This is a genomic window from Pseudonocardia alni (assembly GCF_002813375.1).
Taxonomy (GTDB): Bacteria; Actinomycetota; Actinomycetes; order Mycobacteriales; family Pseudonocardiaceae; genus Pseudonocardia; species Pseudonocardia alni.
In genome coordinates, this window is the sequence record NZ_PHUJ01000003.1 from 1,927,538 (window position 1) to 1,947,625 (window position 20,088).

General features: G+C 74.0%; 19 protein-coding genes. 11 read left to right on the plus strand and 8 right to left on the minus strand.

Annotated elements, in window-relative coordinates; translation table 11 throughout:
* Positions 1 to 8: 8 nt before the first annotated feature.
* From ATL51_RS09840 to ATL51_RS09850, 3 genes are read left to right on the plus strand one after another with little or no spacing between them, the layout of a single operon-like run.
* Positions 9 to 479, plus strand: coding sequence for a flavin reductase (locus ATL51_RS09840; protein ID WP_301548973.1), 471 nt, complete (start codon positions 9 to 11; stop codon positions 477 to 479).
* Positions 480 to 500: 21 nt separating this feature from the next.
* A complete protein-coding gene (locus tag ATL51_RS09845; RefSeq protein WP_301548974.1) occupies positions 501 to 776 on the plus strand; it encodes a hypothetical protein in 276 nt (91 codons plus the stop codon).
* Positions 773 to 1,984, plus strand: a complete 1,212-nt coding sequence (locus tag ATL51_RS09850; protein WP_208622963.1) for an amidase family protein — start codon at positions 773 to 775, stop codon at positions 1,982 to 1,984. Before ATL51_RS09845 ends, ATL51_RS09850 begins: the two co-directional genes overlap by 4 nt.
* A 3-nt stretch (positions 1,985 to 1,987) precedes the next feature.
* Here the strand turns inward: ATL51_RS09850 and ATL51_RS09855 are convergent, their stop codons facing one another.
* The 5 genes from ATL51_RS09855 to ATL51_RS09875 are packed head-to-tail and all read right to left on the minus strand — an operon-like array spanning position 1,988 to position 8,039.
* Positions 1,988 to 2,632, minus strand: coding sequence for a response regulator transcription factor (locus ATL51_RS09855; protein WP_301548975.1), 645 nt, complete (start codon positions 2,630 to 2,632; stop codon positions 1,988 to 1,990).
* The gene (locus ATL51_RS09860; RefSeq protein ID WP_100878431.1) at positions 2,629 to 3,225 is read right to left on the minus strand and encodes a nuclear transport factor 2 family protein; all 597 of its coding nucleotides are present in this window, start codon (positions 3,223 to 3,225) and stop codon (positions 2,629 to 2,631) included. The genes ATL51_RS09855 and ATL51_RS09860 overlap by 4 nt, the downstream gene beginning before the upstream one ends.
* A gap of 11 nt (positions 3,226 to 3,236) precedes the next feature.
* Positions 3,237 to 4,688, minus strand: coding sequence for an aldehyde dehydrogenase family protein (locus ATL51_RS09865; protein WP_100878432.1), 1,452 nt, complete (start codon positions 4,686 to 4,688; stop codon positions 3,237 to 3,239).
* Positions 4,685 to 6,664 (minus strand): primary-amine oxidase, encoded by a 1,980-nt coding sequence (locus ATL51_RS09870; protein ID WP_100878433.1) that lies wholly within the window; start codon positions 6,662 to 6,664, stop codon positions 4,685 to 4,687. Before ATL51_RS09870 ends, ATL51_RS09865 begins: the two co-directional genes overlap by 4 nt.
* Positions 6,665 to 6,692: 28 nt before the next feature.
* The gene (locus ATL51_RS09875; protein ID WP_100878434.1) at positions 6,693 to 8,039 is read right to left on the minus strand and encodes an MFS transporter; all 1,347 of its coding nucleotides are present in this window, start codon (positions 8,037 to 8,039) and stop codon (positions 6,693 to 6,695) included.
* Positions 8,040 to 8,287: 248 nt separating this feature from the next.
* On the opposite strand from ATL51_RS09875, the gene ATL51_RS09880 reads away from it, so the two are divergent.
* Entirely contained in the window at positions 8,288 to 9,169 is an 882-nt protein-coding gene (locus ATL51_RS09880) for a dioxygenase family protein (RefSeq protein WP_100878435.1), read from the plus strand.
* Here the strand turns inward: ATL51_RS09880 and ATL51_RS09885 are convergent, their stop codons facing one another.
* The gene (locus ATL51_RS09885) at positions 9,170 to 10,720 is read right to left on the minus strand and encodes an MFS transporter (protein ID WP_100878436.1); all 1,551 of its coding nucleotides are present in this window, start codon (positions 10,718 to 10,720) and stop codon (positions 9,170 to 9,172) included.
* 78 nt (positions 10,721 to 10,798) lie between these two features.
* Here ATL51_RS09885 and ATL51_RS09890 point away from each other — a divergent pair, with 78 nt between their 5' ends.
* From ATL51_RS09890 to eutC, 5 genes are all read left to right on the plus strand, one after another.
* Positions 10,799 to 11,377 (plus strand): TetR/AcrR family transcriptional regulator, encoded by a 579-nt coding sequence (locus tag ATL51_RS09890; protein ID WP_100878437.1) that lies wholly within the window; start codon positions 10,799 to 10,801, stop codon positions 11,375 to 11,377.
* Between the two features lie 144 nt (positions 11,378 to 11,521).
* Entirely contained in the window at positions 11,522 to 11,728 is a 207-nt protein-coding gene (locus ATL51_RS09895; RefSeq protein ID WP_100878438.1) for a hypothetical protein, read from the plus strand.
* A 196-nt stretch (positions 11,729 to 11,924) separates the two neighbouring features.
* Positions 11,925 to 13,319, plus strand: coding sequence for an ethanolamine permease (eat, locus tag ATL51_RS09900; RefSeq protein ID WP_100878439.1), 1,395 nt, complete (start codon positions 11,925 to 11,927; stop codon positions 13,317 to 13,319).
* 58 nt (positions 13,320 to 13,377) lie between these two features.
* Positions 13,378 to 14,691: an ethanolamine ammonia-lyase subunit EutB gene (locus ATL51_RS09905; protein ID WP_392567397.1), complete on the plus strand. Its 1,314-nt coding sequence runs from the start codon at positions 13,378 to 13,380 to the stop codon at positions 14,689 to 14,691.
* A complete protein-coding gene (gene eutC / locus ATL51_RS09910; RefSeq protein ID WP_100878441.1) occupies positions 14,688 to 15,425 on the plus strand; it encodes an ethanolamine ammonia-lyase subunit EutC in 738 nt (245 codons plus the stop codon). The genes ATL51_RS09905 and eutC overlap by 4 nt, the downstream gene beginning before the upstream one ends.
* Positions 15,426 to 15,497: 72 nt before the next feature.
* Here eutC and ATL51_RS09915 read toward each other — a convergent pair whose 3' ends face one another.
* Together ATL51_RS09915 and ATL51_RS09920 are read right to left on the minus strand one after the other, a co-directional pair.
* On the minus strand, positions 15,498 to 16,565 hold the full coding sequence (locus ATL51_RS09915; protein ID WP_100880612.1) for an ABC transporter ATP-binding protein: 1,068 nt from the start codon (positions 16,563 to 16,565) through the stop codon (positions 15,498 to 15,500).
* A gap of 289 nt (positions 16,566 to 16,854) precedes the next feature.
* Positions 16,855 to 17,439, minus strand: coding sequence for a TetR/AcrR family transcriptional regulator (locus ATL51_RS09920; protein WP_100878442.1), 585 nt, complete (start codon positions 17,437 to 17,439; stop codon positions 16,855 to 16,857).
* A gap of 106 nt (positions 17,440 to 17,545) precedes the next feature.
* Here ATL51_RS09920 and ATL51_RS09925 point away from each other — a divergent pair, with 106 nt between their 5' ends.
* Entirely contained in the window at positions 17,546 to 18,727 is a 1,182-nt protein-coding gene (locus ATL51_RS09925) for an acyl-CoA dehydrogenase family protein (RefSeq protein WP_100878443.1), read from the plus strand.
* Positions 18,724 to 19,734 (plus strand): phosphotransferase family protein, encoded by a 1,011-nt coding sequence (locus ATL51_RS09930; RefSeq protein ID WP_100878444.1) that lies wholly within the window; start codon positions 18,724 to 18,726, stop codon positions 19,732 to 19,734. The genes ATL51_RS09925 and ATL51_RS09930 overlap by 4 nt, the downstream gene beginning before the upstream one ends.
* Positions 19,735 to 20,088: the final 354 nt, after the last annotated feature.

Consider the following 20,088-nt stretch of genomic DNA (forward strand, 5'->3'; position numbering starts at 1 on the left):
GTGCCGCGATGGCGAACCTGTCCGCGGCGGTCAACGTGATCACCACCGACGGGCCGCTCGGGCGGGCCGGGATGACCGTGAGTGCGGCCTGCTCGGTCACCGACACCCCGCCGACGGTGCTGGTGTGCGTCAACCGCTCCAGCCGCTCGCACGCGGTGCTCGTCGGCAACGGACGGATCTGTGTGAACGTGCTCGGCGACGACCACGCCGACCTCGCGATGCATTTCGCCGGCGCGACCCGGGTGCCGACCGCCGAGCGGTTCGCCACCGGCTCCTGGGACCACGACACGCACGGCGTCCCGGTGCTGCGCGACGCGGCCGCGGCGCTCGTCGGCACCGTGCGCAGCGCCCGGGACCAGGGCACCCACACCGTGCTGTTCGTCGAGGTCGACCACGTCTCCACCCGCGACGGGGGTGGCGGGCTCGTGTACTTCCAGCGGTCCTTCCACCCCGTCGGCACCTCCCGCCTGTCCGCCTGACCCACCACGCGAGGAGCGCCCGTGACCACGTCCGCACCGCCGACCCGGCTGACCCTGACCTGCTACGTCGACACCCACGGCTACGGCTGGCGCCACGTCGACCTGTTCGAGCACGACGCGGACGGCCGGGAGCTGGGCTGGGTGCACTGGCAGGTCGGCGCGGACGGTCCGGACGCCGCCGACGCCGCCACCGCCCGGATGGAGCCACACCTGCGCCGCACCGGACCGTGGCGGCACCGGGTCGGGCCGAGCGGTACCGACTTCTGGGAGGCCGACGCCCGGTGGGTGCGCCCGTGAGCCCCTGGTCGCTGCGCGACACCCTCGCCGCCGGGACGCACGGCGCCCTCGGCCGGGCCCGGGACGCGATCACCGCGACCGAGCCCGACGTCCGCGCCTGGGTCGAGTTCGCCCCGGAGCCCACCGGGCCGCGCTCCGGCCCGCTCGGCGGCGTCCCGCTCGGGGTGAAGGACATCGTCGACGTCGCCGGGCTCCCGACGCGCTGCGGTTCGGTGCTGCGCGCCGGAGCCGCCCCGGCCGTCGCGGACGCCGCGATCGTCGCCGCCTGGCGGCGCGCCGGCGCGGTCCCGGTCGGCAAGACCGTGACCACCGAGTTCGCCTACTTCTCCCCCGGGCCGACCGCCAACCCGGCGGCGCCCGGTCACACCCCGGGCGGCTCGTCCAGCGGGTCCGCGGCCGCCGTCGCCGCCGGGCACGTGCCGCTGGCGCTCGGCTCGCAGACGGCCGGGTCGGTGACCCGGCCCGCCGCCTACTGCGGGGTGGCCGCGCTGGTGATGAGCCGCGGCCGGTTCCCGGTCGACGGTGTCACCGGGCTCGCCCCCAGCCTGGACTCCCACGGCGTGCTGGCCGCCCGGGTCGACGACCTCGCCGCCGCCTGGGCGGCACTGACCGGCGAGCCGGACCCGGCGGGACGGACGCCCCGCACGCCGCGGTTGCTGCTGTGCACGGCCGGACCGCTCGAACCGCCGATGCGGGCCGCGCTGGCCGGCGCGGCGGAGCGGCTGCGGGCGGCCGGGACGGTCGTCGACCTGCTGGACGCGGCCGACGTGGACGCGCTCACCGCCGCGCACCCCGTCGTCATGGCCTACGAGGCCGCGCGCGAGCGCGCCGTGGAACTGGCCCACCCCGGGTCGCTGAGCGTGCCGCTGGCGGAGCTGCTGCATCGCGGCGCGGCGATGCCGGAGACGGAGTACCGCGCCGCACTCGGCCGGGTCGCGCGGCACGGCGAGGCGCTGGCCGCGGCCACCCACGGCTACGACGCGGTGCTCGCCGCCGCCGCCCCGGGACCCGCGCCACGCGGCCTGGACGCCACCGGGGACCCGGTGTGCAGCCGCGCCTGGCAGGCGCTCGGCCGGCCTGCGGTCACCGTGCCCGGCCTGCGCGACGACGCGGGGCTCCCGCTCGGGCTGCAGCTCGTCGGGCACGCCGGACACGACGGGGACCTGCTCGCCACCGGGTGCGGGGTCGAGCAGGTCCTGCGGGCGTGAGGGTCAGACCTCGACCTGATGGGTGAGGATGTCGCGCACCAGGGTGCCGAGGCTCTCCGCACCGGTCTTGGCCTTGATCCGGGCCCGGTGCACGTCGACGGTCTTGACGCTCGTCCCGAGCCGGTGCGCGACGGCCTGGCTGGCCATGCCCTGGATGACCAGGGCCAGCACCTCGCGTTCGCGCGGGGTCAGGCCCTCCAGCCGCTCCCGGACGGCGGCGCGGGCCGCGTGCGCGGCGAACAGCTCGCGCGCGCGGCCCTGCTGGTGCTGCACGACCTCCAGGATGCGCTGGGTGTCGTAGGGCTTCTCCAGGAAGTCCACCGCTCCCCCGCGCAGCGCGCGCACCGACATCGGGATGTCGCCGTGCGCGGAGCAGAACACCACCGGCGCCGGGTACTCCCGGGCGAGGAGCTCCTCCTGCAGCTGGAACCCGCTCATCCCCGGCATCCGCACGTCCACGACGACCACGGCGGGCTCGGCCGGGTCGAACTCGGCGAGGAAGCTCGGCGCGTCGGGGTAGTCCAGGGCCTGGATCCCGACGCTGCCGAACAGGAACCGCAGCGACTGGCGCAGGTCGTCGTCGTCGTCGACGACGTGCACCACCGGGTCGCCGTCGGGCTCGCCGGGCCGTCCGGGCTGCGGGGTCACGGCCGCATGAGGACCGACGCCGAGGGGTGGTCGCTCGCGAAGTCCGCCGGCAGCGGGGCCACGAAGACGTTCTCGGTCCGGGTGCGCGAGATCAACCATCGGCCGTCGACCTTCCGGAAGGCGTTGTTGAGCCGGCTGGACCGCAGCAGCGCGGTGCCGTCGGAGAAGAGCCAGGGCTGCATGTGGATCCACTGGCCGTCGGCGGTGTCGCCGTGCACGTGGATCTGCTCGGAGGTGAGGTAGTGGGCGTTGAGCAGCAGCGCGGGGTCGCGCCTCTCGCCCCAGAACGACCGGAAGTGCGCGCGCACCGCGTCGGCTCCCTCCGCCCGTCCGAACTGCCCGTCGTAGTACTCGCCCACACCTTCCCAGACGGCGTCGTCGGTGTAGAGGGCCATGACGAGCTCGATCCGCTCCTCGTCGTCGGCGACGCCGTACTCGGGGATCGGGGTGTCGCAGAGCCACATGTAGCGGGCCTGCAGGCGGCGGATGTCGGCCTCGGCCTCCAGGACCTCGACCCGGCGGGCCAGCGCCTCCAACGTGGTGGCGTCCTCGGTGGTGGCGTCCTCGGTGGTGGCGTTCTCGGTGGTGGTCACGGGGCTGCTCCTCACAGGACGACGGTGACGGTCTTGGACTCGGTGTGGGCGAGGATCCCCTCGCGCCCGAGCTCGCGGCCCAGGCCGCTGGCCTTGACCCCGCCCCAGGGCAGCTGCGGGGCGAGCGGCGACCAGCCGTTGACGGCGACCGCACCCGCCTGCAGCTGCGCGGCGACGGTGTGGGCGCGGCCGATGTCTCGGGTCCAGACCGTGGCGGCCAGCCCGTAGTCGGAGTCGTTGGCGAGCGCGACGGCCTCGGCGTCGTCGTCGAAGGCGATGACGGTGCCGACCGGCCCGAAGATCTCCTCGCGGGCGATGCGCAGGTCGTTGCCGCCGGTGAACACCGTCGGCGGGACGAAGAACCCGGGGCCGGACGGGGCGTCGCCGCCGACGACCAGACCGGCGCCCTCGGCGCGGCCGGCGTCGACGTAGCCGAGCACCCGGTCGCGCTGTACGGCGCTGACCAGCGGGCCCATCGTCGTCGCCGGGTCCAGCGGGTCGCCGAGGACCTGCGCGCGGGCGGCCTCGGCGAGTCCACCCAGCACGTCGTCGAGCACCGAACGGTGCACCAGCACCCGGGTACCCGCCGCGCAGACCTGGCCCTGGTTGGTGAACAGCCCGGCCGCGACGCCGCCGACGGCCGCGGCCACGTCGGCGTCGCCGAAGACGATCTGCGGGGACTTGCCGCCCAGCTCCAGGGTGGTGCGGGTCAGGTGGGTCGCGGAGTGGCGCAGGATGCGGCGTCCGACCTCGGTGGACCCGGTGAAGCTGACCTTCGCCACCCCCGGGTGGCGGACCAGCGCCTCCCCGACGACCGCGCCCGGCCCGGGCAGCACCTGCACCGTCCCGGGCGGGAACCCGGCCTCGCCGACCAGGCGAGCCAGGTGCAGCACGGCCAGCGATGCGTCCTCGGCGGGCTTGACGATCACTGCGTTTCCGCAGGCCAGAGCCGGCGCGAGTTTCCAGCCGAGGATCATCAGCGGGGCGTTCCACGGCACGATCGCAGCGACCACGCCGAGCGGCTCGCGCCGGGTGTAGGACAGCGTCGCGGCGCCGAAGTAGCCGTCGGTGGGCAGCACCTCACCGGTGATCTTGTCGGCCCAGCCGGCGTAGTGGCGCAGGGTCGCGACCAGGTTGGGCACGAACAGCCCCGCCGCGACGCCCAGCGGTGCGCCCATCTCGCGGGCCTCGAGCCGGGCGAGCTCGTCGAGGTCGCGCTCCACGAGGTCGGCCAGCCGGGTGAGCAACACACCCTTCGTCGACGGCAGCACGGCGGCCCACTCCCCGCGCATCGCGCCCGCCGCGGCGGTCACCGCGGTGTCGACGTCGGCCGCGTCGGCGGCCGCGACGTGGGCGAGGACCTCGCCGGTGGCCGGGTTCAGCGTCGGGAAGCTGCCGCCGCCCCCGGGTGCGAAGGCGCCGTCGAGCAGCAGCTCGGCGGGCGGGATGAGCGTGCCGGTCATGCAGGGCTCCCAGGGGTCGTGTCGGCGGTGCCGGCGTCGACGGCGCAGCAGGCCTCGGCCGGGCGGCCGTGCGCGCCCAGATCGGGGACGTCGAGGGTGGGGTTGCGGTCGAAGAAGCCGTCCGGCTTGAGCCGGAACCCGGCGTGGTCGACCGGCATGACCGGCCAGTCCTCGGGCCGGACGAAGTGGGTCAGGCCGAAGGTGTGCCACAGGACGACGTCCTCGCCGTCGATCGACCGGTCGCCCGCGGTGTAGGCGGGCAGCCCGGCGCCGCCGGGGTTCTGGTTGACGGTGTAGCCGGCAGGCCAGAGCTGGTCCCGCTCGTAGCGGCTGACCCACAGGTGGTGGCGCGCGAACGCGGCCCGCGCGGCGATCGAGGAGGCCGGGTCGGCCAGCAGGGTCGGGTACCCCTGGGGGAGCAGCGCGTAGGCGGTGGGGCGGCCGAACCGGTTGGTGTGCTCGGTGCTGCACACCCGCCAGATCCGGTTGCGGTCGTTCGCGGCGTCGCGGCGGGCCCCGCCCTCGCTGCGCAGCCGGGTCACCGAGCGCGCGATCGCGTTGCCCCAGGGGTTCGCCTCCCCCGTCGGGACGCCGACGGCCTCCTGCTCCTCCACGGCGTTGGCGACGCCGTCGACGGTCATGTCCAGGCGGGCGGAGAACAGGTGCTGGTGCACCGGCGCGCCCAGGCCGGGACCGACCGGGTCGAAGTGCGGGTCGGTGCCGTCCCAGCCGCTGGGGAACGGGATCCCGGTGGCCTTGGCCTCCAGCTCGATCGTCCCGTCGAGGTAGAGGTACCAGTAGAAGCCGTAGTCGTAGTTGCCGACGGTGCCGAAGAACGACACGACCATGCGGCGCTGGCGCCGGGTGTGGGTCTGCCCGGTGAAGATGTCGTTGTGCTTCCAGAGGATGCCGGTGTCCTCCTCGTGCAGGCAGATCGCGTTGCGGATGGTCCGCGGCCGGCAGTCGTCGTCGACGACGACGGTGTCGACGTAGGTGACGTCGCCCAGGCAGTCGCAGCCCAGCTCCAGGGAGTTCGCGAGCCGCCCGAACTGGTACTCGCCGAGGTCGAAGTAGTTCTGCCAGCCGTGGGTGGGGCCGGGGTCGCCGTAGTTGACGACCATCTCCGCGATCGAGGCCCGGTAGACGACGGGGCGCCCGGCGAAGGCCAGCTGGTGCAGCGTGAGGCCCTCGCGGCCGTTGAACCCCAGCCGCACGGTCCAGTTCTGCCAGCTCAGCACGCCGTCGTCGGTCAGGGTGAAGGAGACACCCTCGGGCTGGGTGATCGAGATCGGCTTGAGGTCGGTGCGCTCGGGCCCGCGCACGGCCGGGTCGGCCCAGTCGCCGGACTCGGTGGGCACGTGCTCGACGTGGGTCTCGACGACCCGCAGGACCGTGCGGGAGTCGACGTCGACGTGGGCGATCACGCCGCCGACCGGGTGTGCCCACGGCGCCGAGGTCGGGCTGGGCTGCACGAACGACAGCACCCGGTACACGCGGCGGCCGACCTCGTCGTCGTAGCCGAAGACCCCGGCCGACAGCGGCACCGGGCGGACGGTGGACACGTCGGTGACCCCGCGCCGGGCGAGCGCGGCGAGCCACTCCGGGTCGGCCTTCACGATCGCGTCGACGAGCGCGTAGTCCTCGTCGAGACAGGGCCCGACGCCGACGGCGGCCGGGTCCAGCGGCTCGTCGGACACGACCCGTCCCTCGTGCAGCTCGACGACGATCGTGCGCAGCGCGAGCGGGTCGAGCCGGGTGAGCAGCAGGGTGGCCTCGCGCGGCAGCGGCGCGGCGCCGTCCCAGGCGAGCACGTCGGCCTTGTCCGGCTCGCGCAGCATCACATAGGAGAAGCGGCTGTCCGGGGTGAGCAGCCCGGCGTCGTCGACGATCTCCCGGGCCCGGTCGACCTCGGCGGCGGTGAGCATCGACAGCGGGTGGACGGCGACGGTGGACTGGGGCGGGGCGTCGACGGACATGGGGGTCCCTTCGCGTCGGTGGGCGGAGTCAGACGGAGGCGGGCGCGGGCTGCGCGGCGGCGCGCGCGGCGAGCCGGCGCGGCGCGGTCTCGGGCAGGACGGCGAGGCAGACCAGCGACAGCAGCAGCGCGCAGGCCAGGTAGTAGCCGATGTTCACCGCGTCGCCGGTCCAGGCCAGGATCCGGTTGGCGACCAGCGGCGAGATGCCGCCGCCGAGCACGGCGCCGACGTGGAAGGCGATGCCCATCCCGGTCTGGCGCTGCTCACGGCTGAACAGCTCGCCGAAGTACACGTACATCGGGCCGAACAGCACGCCGGTGGCGGCGAAGCCGAGGCACATCGCGAGAGTGACCGCGCCGACGGTGCCCTGCGCCGACAGCGGGAAGATCGAGAGCGCGGCGACGATCGACAGCACCGCGCCGGACATCATCACCGGGCGGCGGCCGAACCGGTCCGAGGCGACGGCGCCGACCACGTTGAACACCCCGTGCAGGACGAGCGCGAGGATGGCGCCGTTGACGATCGGCTGGCGGGGCAGCCCGAGCCCCTGGGGGGCGGCGGCGGTGGCGTAGGACAGCATGAAGATCGACAGGGCGAAGGTCGTCGAGTTGAGCCCGATGTTGACCCCGGCGGCGAGCAGCACCCGCCGCCAGCCGGTCCGCAGGACCTCGACGACCGGGGCGCGCCGGGTCTGCAGCGCCCCGGAGTCGTGCAGGGCCCGGAACTCGGGGCTCTCCCGGACGCCGCGCCGCACCCAGATGCCCAGCACCAGCACGACCCCGCCGAACAGGAACGGCAGCCGCCAGCCCCAGTCCGACACGTCCTGGGCGGGCAGGAACAGCACGAACATGAACGCGACGTTCGCCAGGATCGTCCCGACCGGGGAGCCGAGCGCGGTGAACACGCCCCACAGCGCGCGTCGCTCCGGTGGGGCGTGCTCCATCGCCAGCGTCGCGGCGCCCCCGGTCTCGCCGCCGCGGCAGAGCCCGTGCACCAGGCGCAGGCACACCAGCAGCACGGGCGCGGCGACACCGATCGTCGCGTAGCTCGGCAGCAGTCCCATCACGACGGTCGCCGCGCCCATGCCGAGGAAGGTCAGCATGAGCGCGGTGCGCCGGCCCCGGCGGTCGCCGACCCAGCCGAACAGGACCGCGCCGAGCGGGGCCATGAGGAACCCGGTGCCGAAGGTCGCCAGCCCCATGAACGTGCTGAACCACGGATCGCCGGTGCGGAAGAACGTATCGGTGAACACGAGCGCGGTCGCGGTGCCGTAGATCGCGAAATCGTAGAATTCGAGCGAGGTGCCGACACCACTGGCGACGGCGACGCGGAGGAGGCTGGAACGGGGCGGCGCAGGGTCCGGTGCGGTGGTCATCGAGCGGGTCCCCCGGTTCGGGTCGGCGGTTCGGCGGGGTGGACGCGCAGCTCAGCGGGGTCGCTGTGCGGCACGGCACACGGTCCACCGAGACAACACCGGCATCGGCGGGCGCTCCATCGGAAGTTGGGCCAACCCGGCTGAAGATTTCCCCCATGCCGCCCGAGGGAATCGACACTGGCCCGCCGGGAATCGCGCGCCCTAGCGTCGGCCTGCGATTCACGCCGACGGTTCCGGGAGGATTTCCGATGCGTTTCCCGAATGAGACGGCCCCGGTCCCCGCCGACGCGCTCGTCGACCGGGTGACCCGGTCGTTCGACGCCTGCCCCGACCCGCGGCTGCGCGAGGTGCTGGTGTCGCTGGTGACCCACCTGCACGCCGTTGTACGCGAGGTGCGGCTCACCGAGGACGAGTGGGCGGCCGCGGTCGCGTTCCTCACCCGCTGCGGGGAGGTCACCGACGAGCACCGCCAGGAGTTCGTGCTGCTCTCCGACGTGCTCGGCCTGTCGATGCAGACGGTCACGGTGAACGACCGCACCGAGGGCGGTGCCACCGAGGCCACGGTGTCCGGCCCCTTCTTCGTCGAGGGCTCCCCCGAGGTCCCGCTCGGCGGCGACGTCGGCGGCGGCGCCCGCGGCGAGCCGTGCCTGGTCGAGGGCACCGTCACCGACGACGCGGGCCGTCCCGTCCCGGGCGCCCGGATCGAGGTGTGGGAGGCCGACGACGACGGCCGCTACGACGTCCAGTACGACGACGGACGGGTCGCGGGACGCGCGCACCTGTTCAGCGACGCCGCGGGCCGCTACCGGTTCTGGGGCGTCACCCCGACCCCGTACCCGATCCCGCACGACGGCCCGGTCGGCGCGCTGCTCGCGGCCGCGGGCCGGTCCCCGATGCGAGCGGCCCACCTGCACTTCATGGTCACCGCTCCGGGGTTGCGCCGGCTGGTGACCCACATCTTCGTGCGCGGCGACGCGCTGCTGGACCACGACGCCGTGTTCGGGGTGCGGGACTCGCTGGTCACGACGTTCGAGCAGCGCCCGGCCGGGACGCCGGCACCGGACGGCCGGGTCCCGGACGGGACGTGGACCCGGGCCCGGTTCGACATCGTGCTCGGGACCGCGGACTGATCACCGGGCCCGGTCGGTGGCCGCGCGCTCCCCGGCGCCGGTGCCGGCGTCGCCCCCGGCCGTCGCCGGGATGGTCCGCCAGGCGACGACCGCGGCGGCCAGGGTGACGGCCGCGGCGATCAGCGAGGTCGTCTGCATCGCCGTGGTGAACGCCGCGCGGGCGCCGTCGAGGACCGGCGAGGCCGGGTCGAGGGCGTGGGTGCCCGCGGCGAGCGAGTCGATCACCGCGGCCCGCGCCGCCGGGTCGAGCCCGTCGGGCAGCGCCAGCCCGGCGCGGTACACCAGCGACACCACCGACCCCAGCACCGCGACGCCCATCGCCACCCCCAGCTCGAGCGCCGTCTCGGAGATGGCCGAGGCGGCACCGGCCTTGCGCGGCGGCACCGACGAGACCACCGCGTCGGTGGTGAGCGTCTGGGCCAGCCCGACCCCGAGACCGAGCGGCACCAGCGCGAGGGCGAGCCAGATGTAGCCGGTGAGGCCCTCGGTGACCGCGACGGCGACCAGGCCACCGGTGACCAGCGCCAGGCTGACCGCGATCGCGCGACCCAGCCCGAGCCGGCGGGAGAACCGCCCCACGACAGCCACGACGGCGATCGCCGACAGCGTGGTGGGGAGCTCGCCGAGCCCGGCCTGCAGGGGTGAGAACCCGCGCACGAGCTGCAGGTACTGGGAGAAGAAGAACAGCGTCCCGATCAGGGCGAACACCGCCATGAACCCGGCGAACACCGATCCGGCGAAGGCGGGGCGGGCGAACAGCGACACGTCGATCAGCGGGACCGGCAGGCGTCGCTGACGGCGGACGAACAGCACACCGGCACCGGCACCGGCGGCGAGCGCGGCAACCCCGGCGACGTCGACCCCGGCGGCGACGGTGTGCTTGACCGCCCACACCACCGGCACGATCGCGGCCATCGACAGCAGCGCCGAGACCAGGTCGAACGGGCCCGGCGCGGGGTCGCGGGACTCGGGCAGCAGCCACGCACCGGCCACGACCAGCAGGACCATGATCGGCACGTTGATCAGGAACACCGAGCCCCAGGAGAAGTGCTCCAGCAGCGCGCCGCCGACCAGCGGCCCGACCGCGGCGCCGCCGCTCGCCGCGGCGGCCCAGGCCGCGATGGCCCGGGCCCGCTCGGCCGGGTCGGTGAACACGGTGCGGATCAGCGACAGCGTCGAGGGCATCAGCGTCGCCCCGGCGACGCCGAGCAGCAGCCGGGCCGCGATCAGCATGGCGGGGCTGGTGGACAGCGCCGCGAACAGCGACGCCGCACCGAACGCCGCGGCACCGACGAGCAGCAGCCGCTTGCGCCCGACGCGGTCGGCCAGCGAGCCCATCACGACGAGCAGCCCGGCCAGGGCGAGGGAGTAGACGTCGCCGATCCAGAGGACCTCGTTCGCCGTCGGCGACAGGTCGGCGGTCAGCGAGGGTACCGCCAGGTAGAGCACGGTGTTGTCGATCGCCAGGACCAGGACGGCGATCGACAGCACCGCGAGGGCCGCCCAGCGGCGGCGGGGCGTGAGCTCCCGGGGAGCGACGACGTCGGACATGCGCAAAACTGTACCGACTGGTCGGTGAAGTTTCGACGTGGTGTCCGCCTCGCCGACCCGGGACGGGAGGATGGACCGATGGGTCGCACGTCCGGACGGTCCCCCGAGGACACCCGCAGGCTGGTGCTCGACGCCGCGGGCTCCGCCATCCGCCGCGGCGGCGTCGGTGCGACCCTCGACCTCGTCGCGCGCGAGGCGGGGGTCTCCAAGGGCGGGCTCGTCTACCACTTCCCCAGCAAGACCGCGCTGCTCGTCGCACTGGCACAGGTGGAGCTCGACACGTTCCGCGACGCCGTCCACGCCCACCTCGACCGCCCCGAGGGGACACCGGGCCGGCTCGTGCGCGCCTACGTGCGGGCGAGCCTGGCCCCGGTCGACGAGGGCGAGGCGCTGGAGCGATTCACGCTGATCGCGCAGCTGCTGGCGGTGCCGGAGGTCCTCGACCTGGCCCGGGCCGACGACGAGCACTGGCAGGCCGCGCTGGCCGCGGACGGGGTGCCGGAGGCGACGCGCACGCTGGTCCTCGCCGCCGCCGACGGGATCGGCGGCCGTCCGCTGTGGGCGGCGGACCTGGAACCGGCGGTCCGGGAGCGACTGACGACCGACCTGCTGGACATGGTGGACGCGGCGCTGCGTACGCGGCCCGCCGACGACTGACCTCCCCGGCACGTTCGGCGGCCCGCGAGCCCCGTTCGCCGAGACGGCGGGTGTCGTCCGTTCGACAGCGCAACGATCACTGCCAGGGTGGACCCCGCACATCCGTCGGACGCGGCCGACCGGCCGCAGCGGGAAGGAGCAGTCGTGGGCGACATCGCCGGCAAGGTCGACAAGGCGTACGAGGACAAGGGCGTCGCGGAGCTGGCCGACGCCCCCGTCGACGCACTGAAGGGGGTCTCCGAGGGCGACGCGAAGCTGCTCAAGGAGGCGTTCAACATCACCACCGTGCGCGACCTGGGCACCAACAAGTTCTTCCTCTGGGCCCAGGCGATCGCGAAGCTCGCGGACTGAGCGACGGGAGCTGCGGGGCGGCGACCGGCCGCCCCGCAGCCGTCCCGTGTGACAGCTGTGTGTCCCCCGGACCGGCCGGCGTCACACACTCCTCACACCGGTTACCCCGCGCGGCCCTGTCCGGACCGGCCCGCACTCCCTAGCTTGTCCCCACACCGACGGTTCCGTCGGCGAGGACGTGCCCCGGGAGGACGCCATGGCCCACGATCCGTCGGAGTACCTGGAACGACGACAGCTGCGGACCGGGGCGGCGGGCTGGGTCCTGCTCGCCGGGCTCGGCGTCAGCTACGTCATCTCCGGCGACTACTCCGGCTGGAACTTCGGCCTCGCCCAGGGCGGGTTCGGCGGGCTGCTGATCGCCGGTGTCGTCATCGCGGGCATGTACTTCGCGATGGTGCTGGGCATGGCCGAGCTGTCCTCGGCGCTGCCCGCCGCGGGCGGCGGCTACACCTTCGCCCGCCGCGCACTGGGCCCGTGGGGCGGGTTCGCGACCGGCACCGCGATCCTCATCGAGTACGCCATCGCCCCCGCGGCGATCGCCACCTTCATCGGCGCCTACGTCGAGTCACTCGGCCTGTTCGGGATCACCGACGGCTGGTGGGTCTACCTCGCCGCCTACCTGGTGTTCATCGGTATCCACATCGCCGGGGTCGGCGAGGCCCTCAAGGTCATGTTCGTGATCACCGCGATCGCCGTGCTCGGGCTGCTGATCTTCGCCGTCGCCGCCGTGCCGTTGTTCGACGCCGCGAACCTCGTCGACATCGCGCCGACCGCGGCCGCCGGGGCGTCACCGTTCCTGCCGTTCGGCTACCTGGGGATCTGGTCGGCGGTGCCGTTCGCAATCTGGTTCTTCCTCGCGCTGGAGGGCGTCCCGCTGGCCGCGGAGGAGGCACGCGACCCCGAGCGCAACGTGCCCCGTGGGATCGTCGCCGCGATGCTGATCCTGCTCGTCACCGGGGCGCTGGTGCTGGTCCTCGCGACCGGCGCGCTCGGCGCGCAGGCGCTGTCGGAGTCGGGCAACCCGCTCGTCGAGGCGCTCGGCGGGTCGACCGCCGGGGTCGTCGTCAACTACGTCGGTCTGGCCGGGCTCGTCGCGAGCTTCTTCTCCATCATCTACGCCTACTCCCGCCAGACCTTCGCGCTGTCGCGTGCCGGGTACCTGCCGCGGGTGCTGTCGGTGACCAACAGCCGCAAGGCGCCCACCCTCGCCCTGATCGTCCCCGGCGCGATCGGGTTCCTGCTCTCGCTGACCGGGCAGGGGGACGTGCTGCTGAACATGGCGGTGTTCGGGGCCGCGCTGTCGTACGTGCTGATGATGGTCAGCCACATCGTGCTGCGCCGGACCGCGCCGGAGATGCCGCGGCCCTACCGGACCCCCGGCGGCGTCGTCACGACCGGGTTCGCGCTGGTCGTCGCCGTGCTCGCCGTCATCGCGACGTTCCTCGTCGACCCGGTCGCGGCGGGCGCGACCCTCGGCGCCTTCGCCCTGTTCATGCTGTACTTCGCGCTCTACTCCCGACACCACCTGGTCGCCGCGGCCCCCGACGAGGAGTTCGCGGCGCTGGCACAGGCGGAGGCCGAGCTCACGTGACGACCCGCAGGGCCTCCGTCGGGGGCACACCCACGAGTTCGCGGACCTGCGGGCGCTGCTGGCCGCCGCCACCCCGGAACGCTCCGGGGACGTGCTGGCCGGTGTCGCCGCCCGCTCGGAGTCCGAGCGCGTGGCCGCCCAGACGGTGCTCGCCGACCTGCCGCTCGCGACGTTCCTGACCGAGCAGGTCGTCCCCTACGAGGACGACGAGGTGACCCGGTTGATCGTGGACTCGCACGACCGCGCGGCGTTCGCCCCGGTCGCGTCGATGACCGTCGGCGGGTTCCGTGAGCATCTGCTCGACCCGTCCACCGACACCACCGCGCTCGCGCCCGGCCTGACCCCGGAGATGGTCGCGGCGACGGCCAAGCTGATGCGGCTGCAGGACCTGATCGCCGTCGCGCGGCGCACCCCGGTCGTCACCGCGTTCCGCTCGACGGTCGGGCTGCCCGGCACGATGGCGACCCGGCTGCAGCCCAACCACCCCACCGACGACCCGGCCGGGGTGACCGCGTCCATCGTCGACGGGCTGCTGCTCGGCTGCGGCGACGCCGTCATCGGCATCAACCCGGCGACCGACTCGCCGCAGCGCACCACCGACCTGCTGCACCTGATCGACGAGGTGCGCACCCGCTACGACATCCCCACCCAGTCCTGCGTGCTCGCCCACGTCACGACCTCCATCGAGATCATGGAGCGCGGCGCCCCGGTGGACCTGGTGTTCCAGTCCGTCGCCGGCACGGAGGCGGCGAACACCGGGTTCGGGGTGACCCTGGCGATGCTGCGCGAGGCGCACGACGCGGCGCTGTCGCTGGGCCGGGGCACCGTCGGCACGAACTGCATGTACTTCGAGACCGGGCAGGGCTCCGCGCTGTCCGCCGACGCCCATCACGGCGTCGACCAGCAGACGCTGGAGGCGCGGGCCTACGCCGTCGCCCGCGCGTTCGACCCGTTGCTGGTCAACACCGTCGTCGGGTTCATCGGGCCGGAGTACCTCCACGACGGCAAGCAGATCACCCGCGCCGGTCTGGAGGACCACCTGTGCGGGAAGCTGCTGGGTGTCCCGATGGGCGTCGACGTCTGCTACACCAACCACGCCGAGGCCGACGCCGACGACACCGACGCCCTGCTCACCCTGCTCGGCGCGGCGGGCTGCTCGTTCGTGATCTGCGTGCCCGGCGGCGACGACGTGATGCTCCACTACCAGTCGCTGTCCTTCCACGACGCGCTCTACGCCCGTCAGGTGCTGGGCCTGCGTCCCGCCCCCGAGTTCGAGGGGTGGCTGTCCACCATGGACATGCTGGCACCGGACGGACGGCTCAAGGAGCTGGCCCCCGCGGCGGTCCGTGCGCTGACGGCAGGTGTGGGGTGAGCGCGGCGGACCCGCTGGAGCTGCTGCGGGCCTCCACCCGGGCGCGGGTGGCGCTCGGGCGGGCCGGGGACGCGCTGCCGACCGCGCGGCTGCTGGAGCTGCGCGCCGCGCACGCCGCGGCGCGCGACGCCGTGCACACCCCGCTCGACGTCGACGCGCTCACCAACCGGATCGCCGCGCTCGGGGTGGACACGCTGCGCGCCGCCGGGGCCCCGGCCGACCGCACCGAGTACCTGACCCGGCCCGACCTGGGCCGTCGTCTCGCCGACGGCGCCGACCTGCCGCGCGGGGAGCACGACGTGGTGCTCGTCGTCGCCGACGGGCTCTCGCCCCGCGCGGTCGCCGAGCACGCCCCGGGGATGCTCGCCGAGATCCTCGACCGGCTCGACGGGTGGCGGGTGGCGCCGGTCGTCGTCGCCACCCAGGCCCGGGTCGCGCTCGGCGACGAGATCGCGACCGCGGTGGGGGCGCGGCACGTCGTCGTGCTCGTCGGGGAGCGGCCGGGAATGAGCTCGGTGGACTCGCTCGGGCTGTACTTCACCTACGACGCCCACCGGGGCCGCCGCGACTCCGAGCGCAACTGCATCTCCAACGTCCGCCCGCCGCACGGCACCGGCTACGCCGCCGCCGCGACCACGCTCGCCCTGCTGATGAGCGAGGCGCGGCGGCTGAAGCTGTCCGGGGTCGCCCTCAAAGCGGACCCGGCGCTGCCCTCGGGAGACGCCGGGAGCTGAGCCTGCACCGGCAGGTCTCCCTGCGCGTCGTCCCGTCGAAGCGCGCGGCGGGATGGACCAGGACCCCCTCCGTCAGCCGCTGACCCGCGGGTGGACGTCGGTGGGCCAGTCGTCGCCCGCTCGCGCCTCCTGCCGGGTCGTCCCGTCCCGCGACGGGCCGGTGGACGCCGTGTCGGCATCGGCGTACTGCTCCCGGATCGCCTCCTGCGCCGACTCCGGCAACTCGTGCAGCATCGCCTGCACCCGCTCACGGCGGCGATGCACCGCCTGCCGGTCCGGCATCCCGGTCGACGCCACGAGCTGCGGCTTCATCTCCGGACGCCCCTCCAGCTCACCACCCGCCTCCTCCATCTCCCGGGCGGCCTGCGCGGCGTCCTTCTCCTCCGACATCCCGATCGGCCCCTCACGACGCCCGTTCAGGAACTGCGCCACCACCGGCTCGTCGGAGGTCAGCAACACCTCCCGCGGACCGAACATCGACAGATGCTTGCGATAGAGCAGCCCGATGTTGTCCGGCACCGTCTGCGCCGAGTTGATGTCGTGGGTGACGATCAGGAACGTCGAGTCCGTCATCGCGTTCAGATCGATGATCAGCTGGTTCAGATACGCCGTGCGCACCGGGTCCAGACCCGAGTCCGGCTCGTCGAACAGAATGATCTTCGGATCCAGCACCAACGCCCGCGCCAGCCCCGCCCGCTTACGCATACCGCCCGAGATCTCACCCGGCAGCTTGCCCTCGGCACCGACCAGACCGACCATGTCGATCTTCTCCATGACGATGTCGCGGATCGCCGACTCCGACTTGCGCGTGTGCTCCCGCAACGGGAACGCGATGTTGTCGAACAGGTTCATCGACCCGAACAACGCACCGTCCTGGAACAACACCCCGAACAGCTTCCGGATCTCGTACAGCTCCGACTCCGAGCACTTGCACAGGTCGACGCCCTCGATGACGATCGACCCCCGCTCCGGCTTGAGCAGCCCGATCAGGGACTTCAGGAACACCGACTTACCGGTACCCGACGGCCCGAGCAGCACCGACACCTCGCCCGCGGGCAGCGTCAGGCTCACGTCCGACCAGATGTTGGCCCGACCGAAGGACTTCGTCAGCCCCTCGACCTTCACCTCGACACCCGTCATGGGGTCACGTCTCCTTCTCGCCTGGAAGTTGCGCAGGTCCGACACGAGCCACCGGCCGTCGACCCGCTCGACCGTGACCTCGGCGCGGCCCGCGGTGGTGCGCGGCGGCTCGCCGGTGCGGGCGGCCTCCTGCGTGAAGTAGAGCAGGGCAGTGACCCGGTCGTCGTCGGCGGACACCACGCCGGCCCGGGTGACGACGGTCCGTGTCCCCACCCCGCGGTTCAGGGCCGGGCGCCCGGATGCCGATCCTGGAGCGCGCGGGCGCCGGCCGAGCGCCGGCGGCCGCGGTTCACCGGGGCCTGAGCGCGGCGGGCCCGGCCCCGACGAGGCGCAGCGCGAACTCCGCGAGCTGCCAGGCGACCTCGTTCTCCCCCGGGCCCGCATCGTCGCGGAACCACACCGCGACGCCCATCCCCTGGTCGAGGATCGCGTACGACGCGAGCTGCGGCGACGCGACCGAGAACACCCCGGCGTCGGCACCGTCGGCGATCAGCCGCCGGAAGCGCTGCTCGTAGTCGGCGCGCCTGGCGAGGATCTCCGACCGGTGCGGTTCGGTCAGGCTGCGCAGCTCCCGGTTACCGACGAAGGCCTCCACCCGGTTCCGGGCGTGGAAGCGCACGTGCGCCTCGACGGCGCGGCGCAGCCGTTCGACCGGGTCGTCGATCCCGGCCACCGCGGCGTCGTGCTCGCGGATCAGCGCGTCCATGGTGGCGTCGATGACCGAGGCGAGCAGCTCCTGCTTGGAGCGGACGTGCTTGTAGAGGCTCGGCCCGCGGATCCCGACGGCGGCTCCGATGTCGGCCATCGTCGTCGCCTCGTAGCCGCGGCGGGCGAACTCCGCCAGCGCCGCCGACCGGATCTGATCACTCCGCACGGCTAGCAGTCTATAGCCGCGATGTGAGATGTGGCTCCCGACGCTGTCCTCGGCTGCCGCGATGCTGCTACAAGATGGCTAACAATCATTAGCCGATGGAGGAGACATGGCGGTCGACCTCGCCCAGGACGCGCACGTGCAGGACCTCGCGGAGCGGACGGCACGCTTCGTCCGGGAGGTGGTGGTCCCGGTCGAGGAGGCCCACGGCGGCGTCCTGCCGTCGGACGGGGAGCGGGTCCGGCTGCAGGACGCCGCCCGCGCCGCGGGCGTGTTCGCCCCGCACGCCGCCCCCGAGTTCGGCGGGCACGGCCTGGACATGTGCGGCCGCGCCGCGGTGTTCACCGAGGCCGGCTACTCGCTGCTCGGCCCGATCGCGCTGAACATCGCCGCCCCCGACGAGGGCAACATCCACCTGCTCGAGCGGATCGCCTCGGAGGACCAGAAGGTCCGCTACCTCGCCCCGCTCGCCGCCGGGGACGTGCGCTCGTGCTTCGCGATGACCGAGCCCTCCCCCGGCGCCGGGTCCGACCCCGACGCGCTGTCCACCACGGCCACCCGGGTCGACGGCGGCTGGCGGATCGACGGCCGGAAGTGGTTCATCACCGGCGCCGACGGCGCCGCGTTCGCCATCGTCATGGCCCGCACCAGCGGCGTGCCCGGCGACCGTGGTGGTGCGACGATGTTCCTCGTCGACGCCGACAACCCCGGGATGACGATCGGCCGCCACATCCCGACGCTGGACGAGTCGCTCTACGGCGGGCACCTGGAGGTCGAGTTCTCCGACTGCCGCGTCACCGACGACGCCGTGCTGGGTGAGGTCGACGAGGGCTACCGCTACGCCCAGGTCCGTCTCGGCCCGGCCCGGTTGACCCACTGCATGCGCTGGCTGGGCATCGCGCGCCGCGCCCAGGACATCGCCGTGGCCTGGGCGGCGGAGCGGCAGGTGTTCGGGTCGCGGCTGGCCGACCTCGGGATGGCGCAGGCGATGATCGCCGACAACGAGATCGACATCGCCGCCGCGCGCGGGCTGATCCTGCACGCCTGCTGGGAGCTCGACCAGGGCCGCCCCGCCGGGATGGAGGTCTCGATCGCCAAGACCTTCACCGCGGAGGCCGTGTGGCGGGTCGTCGACCGGGCCCTGCAGCTCAACGGCGGCCGCGGCGTCTCCGGGGACGTGCTGCTGGGCCGGTTCCTGCGCGAGGTGCGCCCGTTCCGCATCTACGACGGCCCCTCGGAGACCCACCGCTGGTCGATCGCCCGCCGCGCCGTCGCGCGGGCCACCCGATGAGCCCCGACGGCCTGGACCTGACCGCGCTGGACGCGTTCCTGCGCCGGCACGTCGACGGCTACCGCGGCGGGGTCACCGCCGAACTCGTCTCGGGCGGGCGGTCCAACCTCACCTACCGGGTCACCGACGGCGAGCACGTCTGGATCCTGCGCCGCCCCCCGCTCGGCACGCTGACCCCGTCCGCGCACGACATGGGCCGCGAGTACCGGGTCGTCGCCGCCCTCGCCGGGTCCGGGGTCCCGGTGGCACCGGCGGTGGCGCTGGCCGACGACGCGGTGCTCGGGGTGCCGTTCGCGCTCACCGGGTTCGTCGACGGGATCGTGGTGCGCAGCGAGGACGACCTCGCCGCCCTCGACGACGCAGGCGTGCGGGCGACCGCGTTCTCCCTGGTCGACACCCTCGCCGCGCTGCACGCCGTCGACGTCTCCACCGGTCCGTTGTCCGAGCTGGGCCGCCCCGCCGGGTACCTGCGCCGCCAGGTCGAGCGCTGGTACGGCCAGTGGCAGCGCGTCGCCACCCGCGAGCTGCCCGACGTGGACACCCTGCACGGCCTGCTCGAGGCGACCTGCCCGGCCGAGAGCGACCACGCCGTCGTGCACGGGGACTTCCGTATCGACAACGCCATCCTCGACCGCGACGACCCCACCGTGGTGCGCGCCCTGGTCGACTGGGAGATGGCCACCCTCGGCGACCCGCTGGCCGACCTGGCCCTGCACGTCGTCTACGGCGACCCCGTGTTCGCCCCGGTCCTGGCCGGGGCCGCGGCCTCCACCAGCCCCCGGATGCCGGGTGCCGACGAGCTGGTGGAGCGCTACGCCGCGGCGTCCGGGCGCGAGCCGCGGGACTGGGCGTTCCACCGCGGCCTGGCCTACCTCAAGGTCGCCGTCATCGCCGAGGGCATCCATGCCCGGCACCTGCGCGGCGACACCCGCGGCGACGGATTCGCGACGGTCGGCGAGGCCACCGCACCGCTGGCAGCAGCCGGTGTGCTCGCCGCCTGCGGCTGATCCACGGGCTCGGCGTCGATCCGCTCGTGCTCGGCGTGCTCGAGCAGGCGGTCGGGCACCTCGGCGGGCGGGCCCTCCGGCAGCGCCCGGGCATGCGGGATCGTCGCCGCAGCCCCGGGACGCGCTCACGGTCGGCGTCGTGCAGCGCACCGCTCAGCGGCACCTCGCCGGTCGCGCGCCGCAGGTCGGGCCCCACGTCCGCGCCGCGCACGGCGTGCCCATGAGGCCGGACACCGCCCGCGCGTCGATGGTGTCGGGGACGACGACCCGGTCGCCGTGGCGGCTGGGCGGCCCGGGCAGACCTCGTCGACGCAGTCACGATCGGGTCCTCGGACGATTGGGATCCCACCGGCC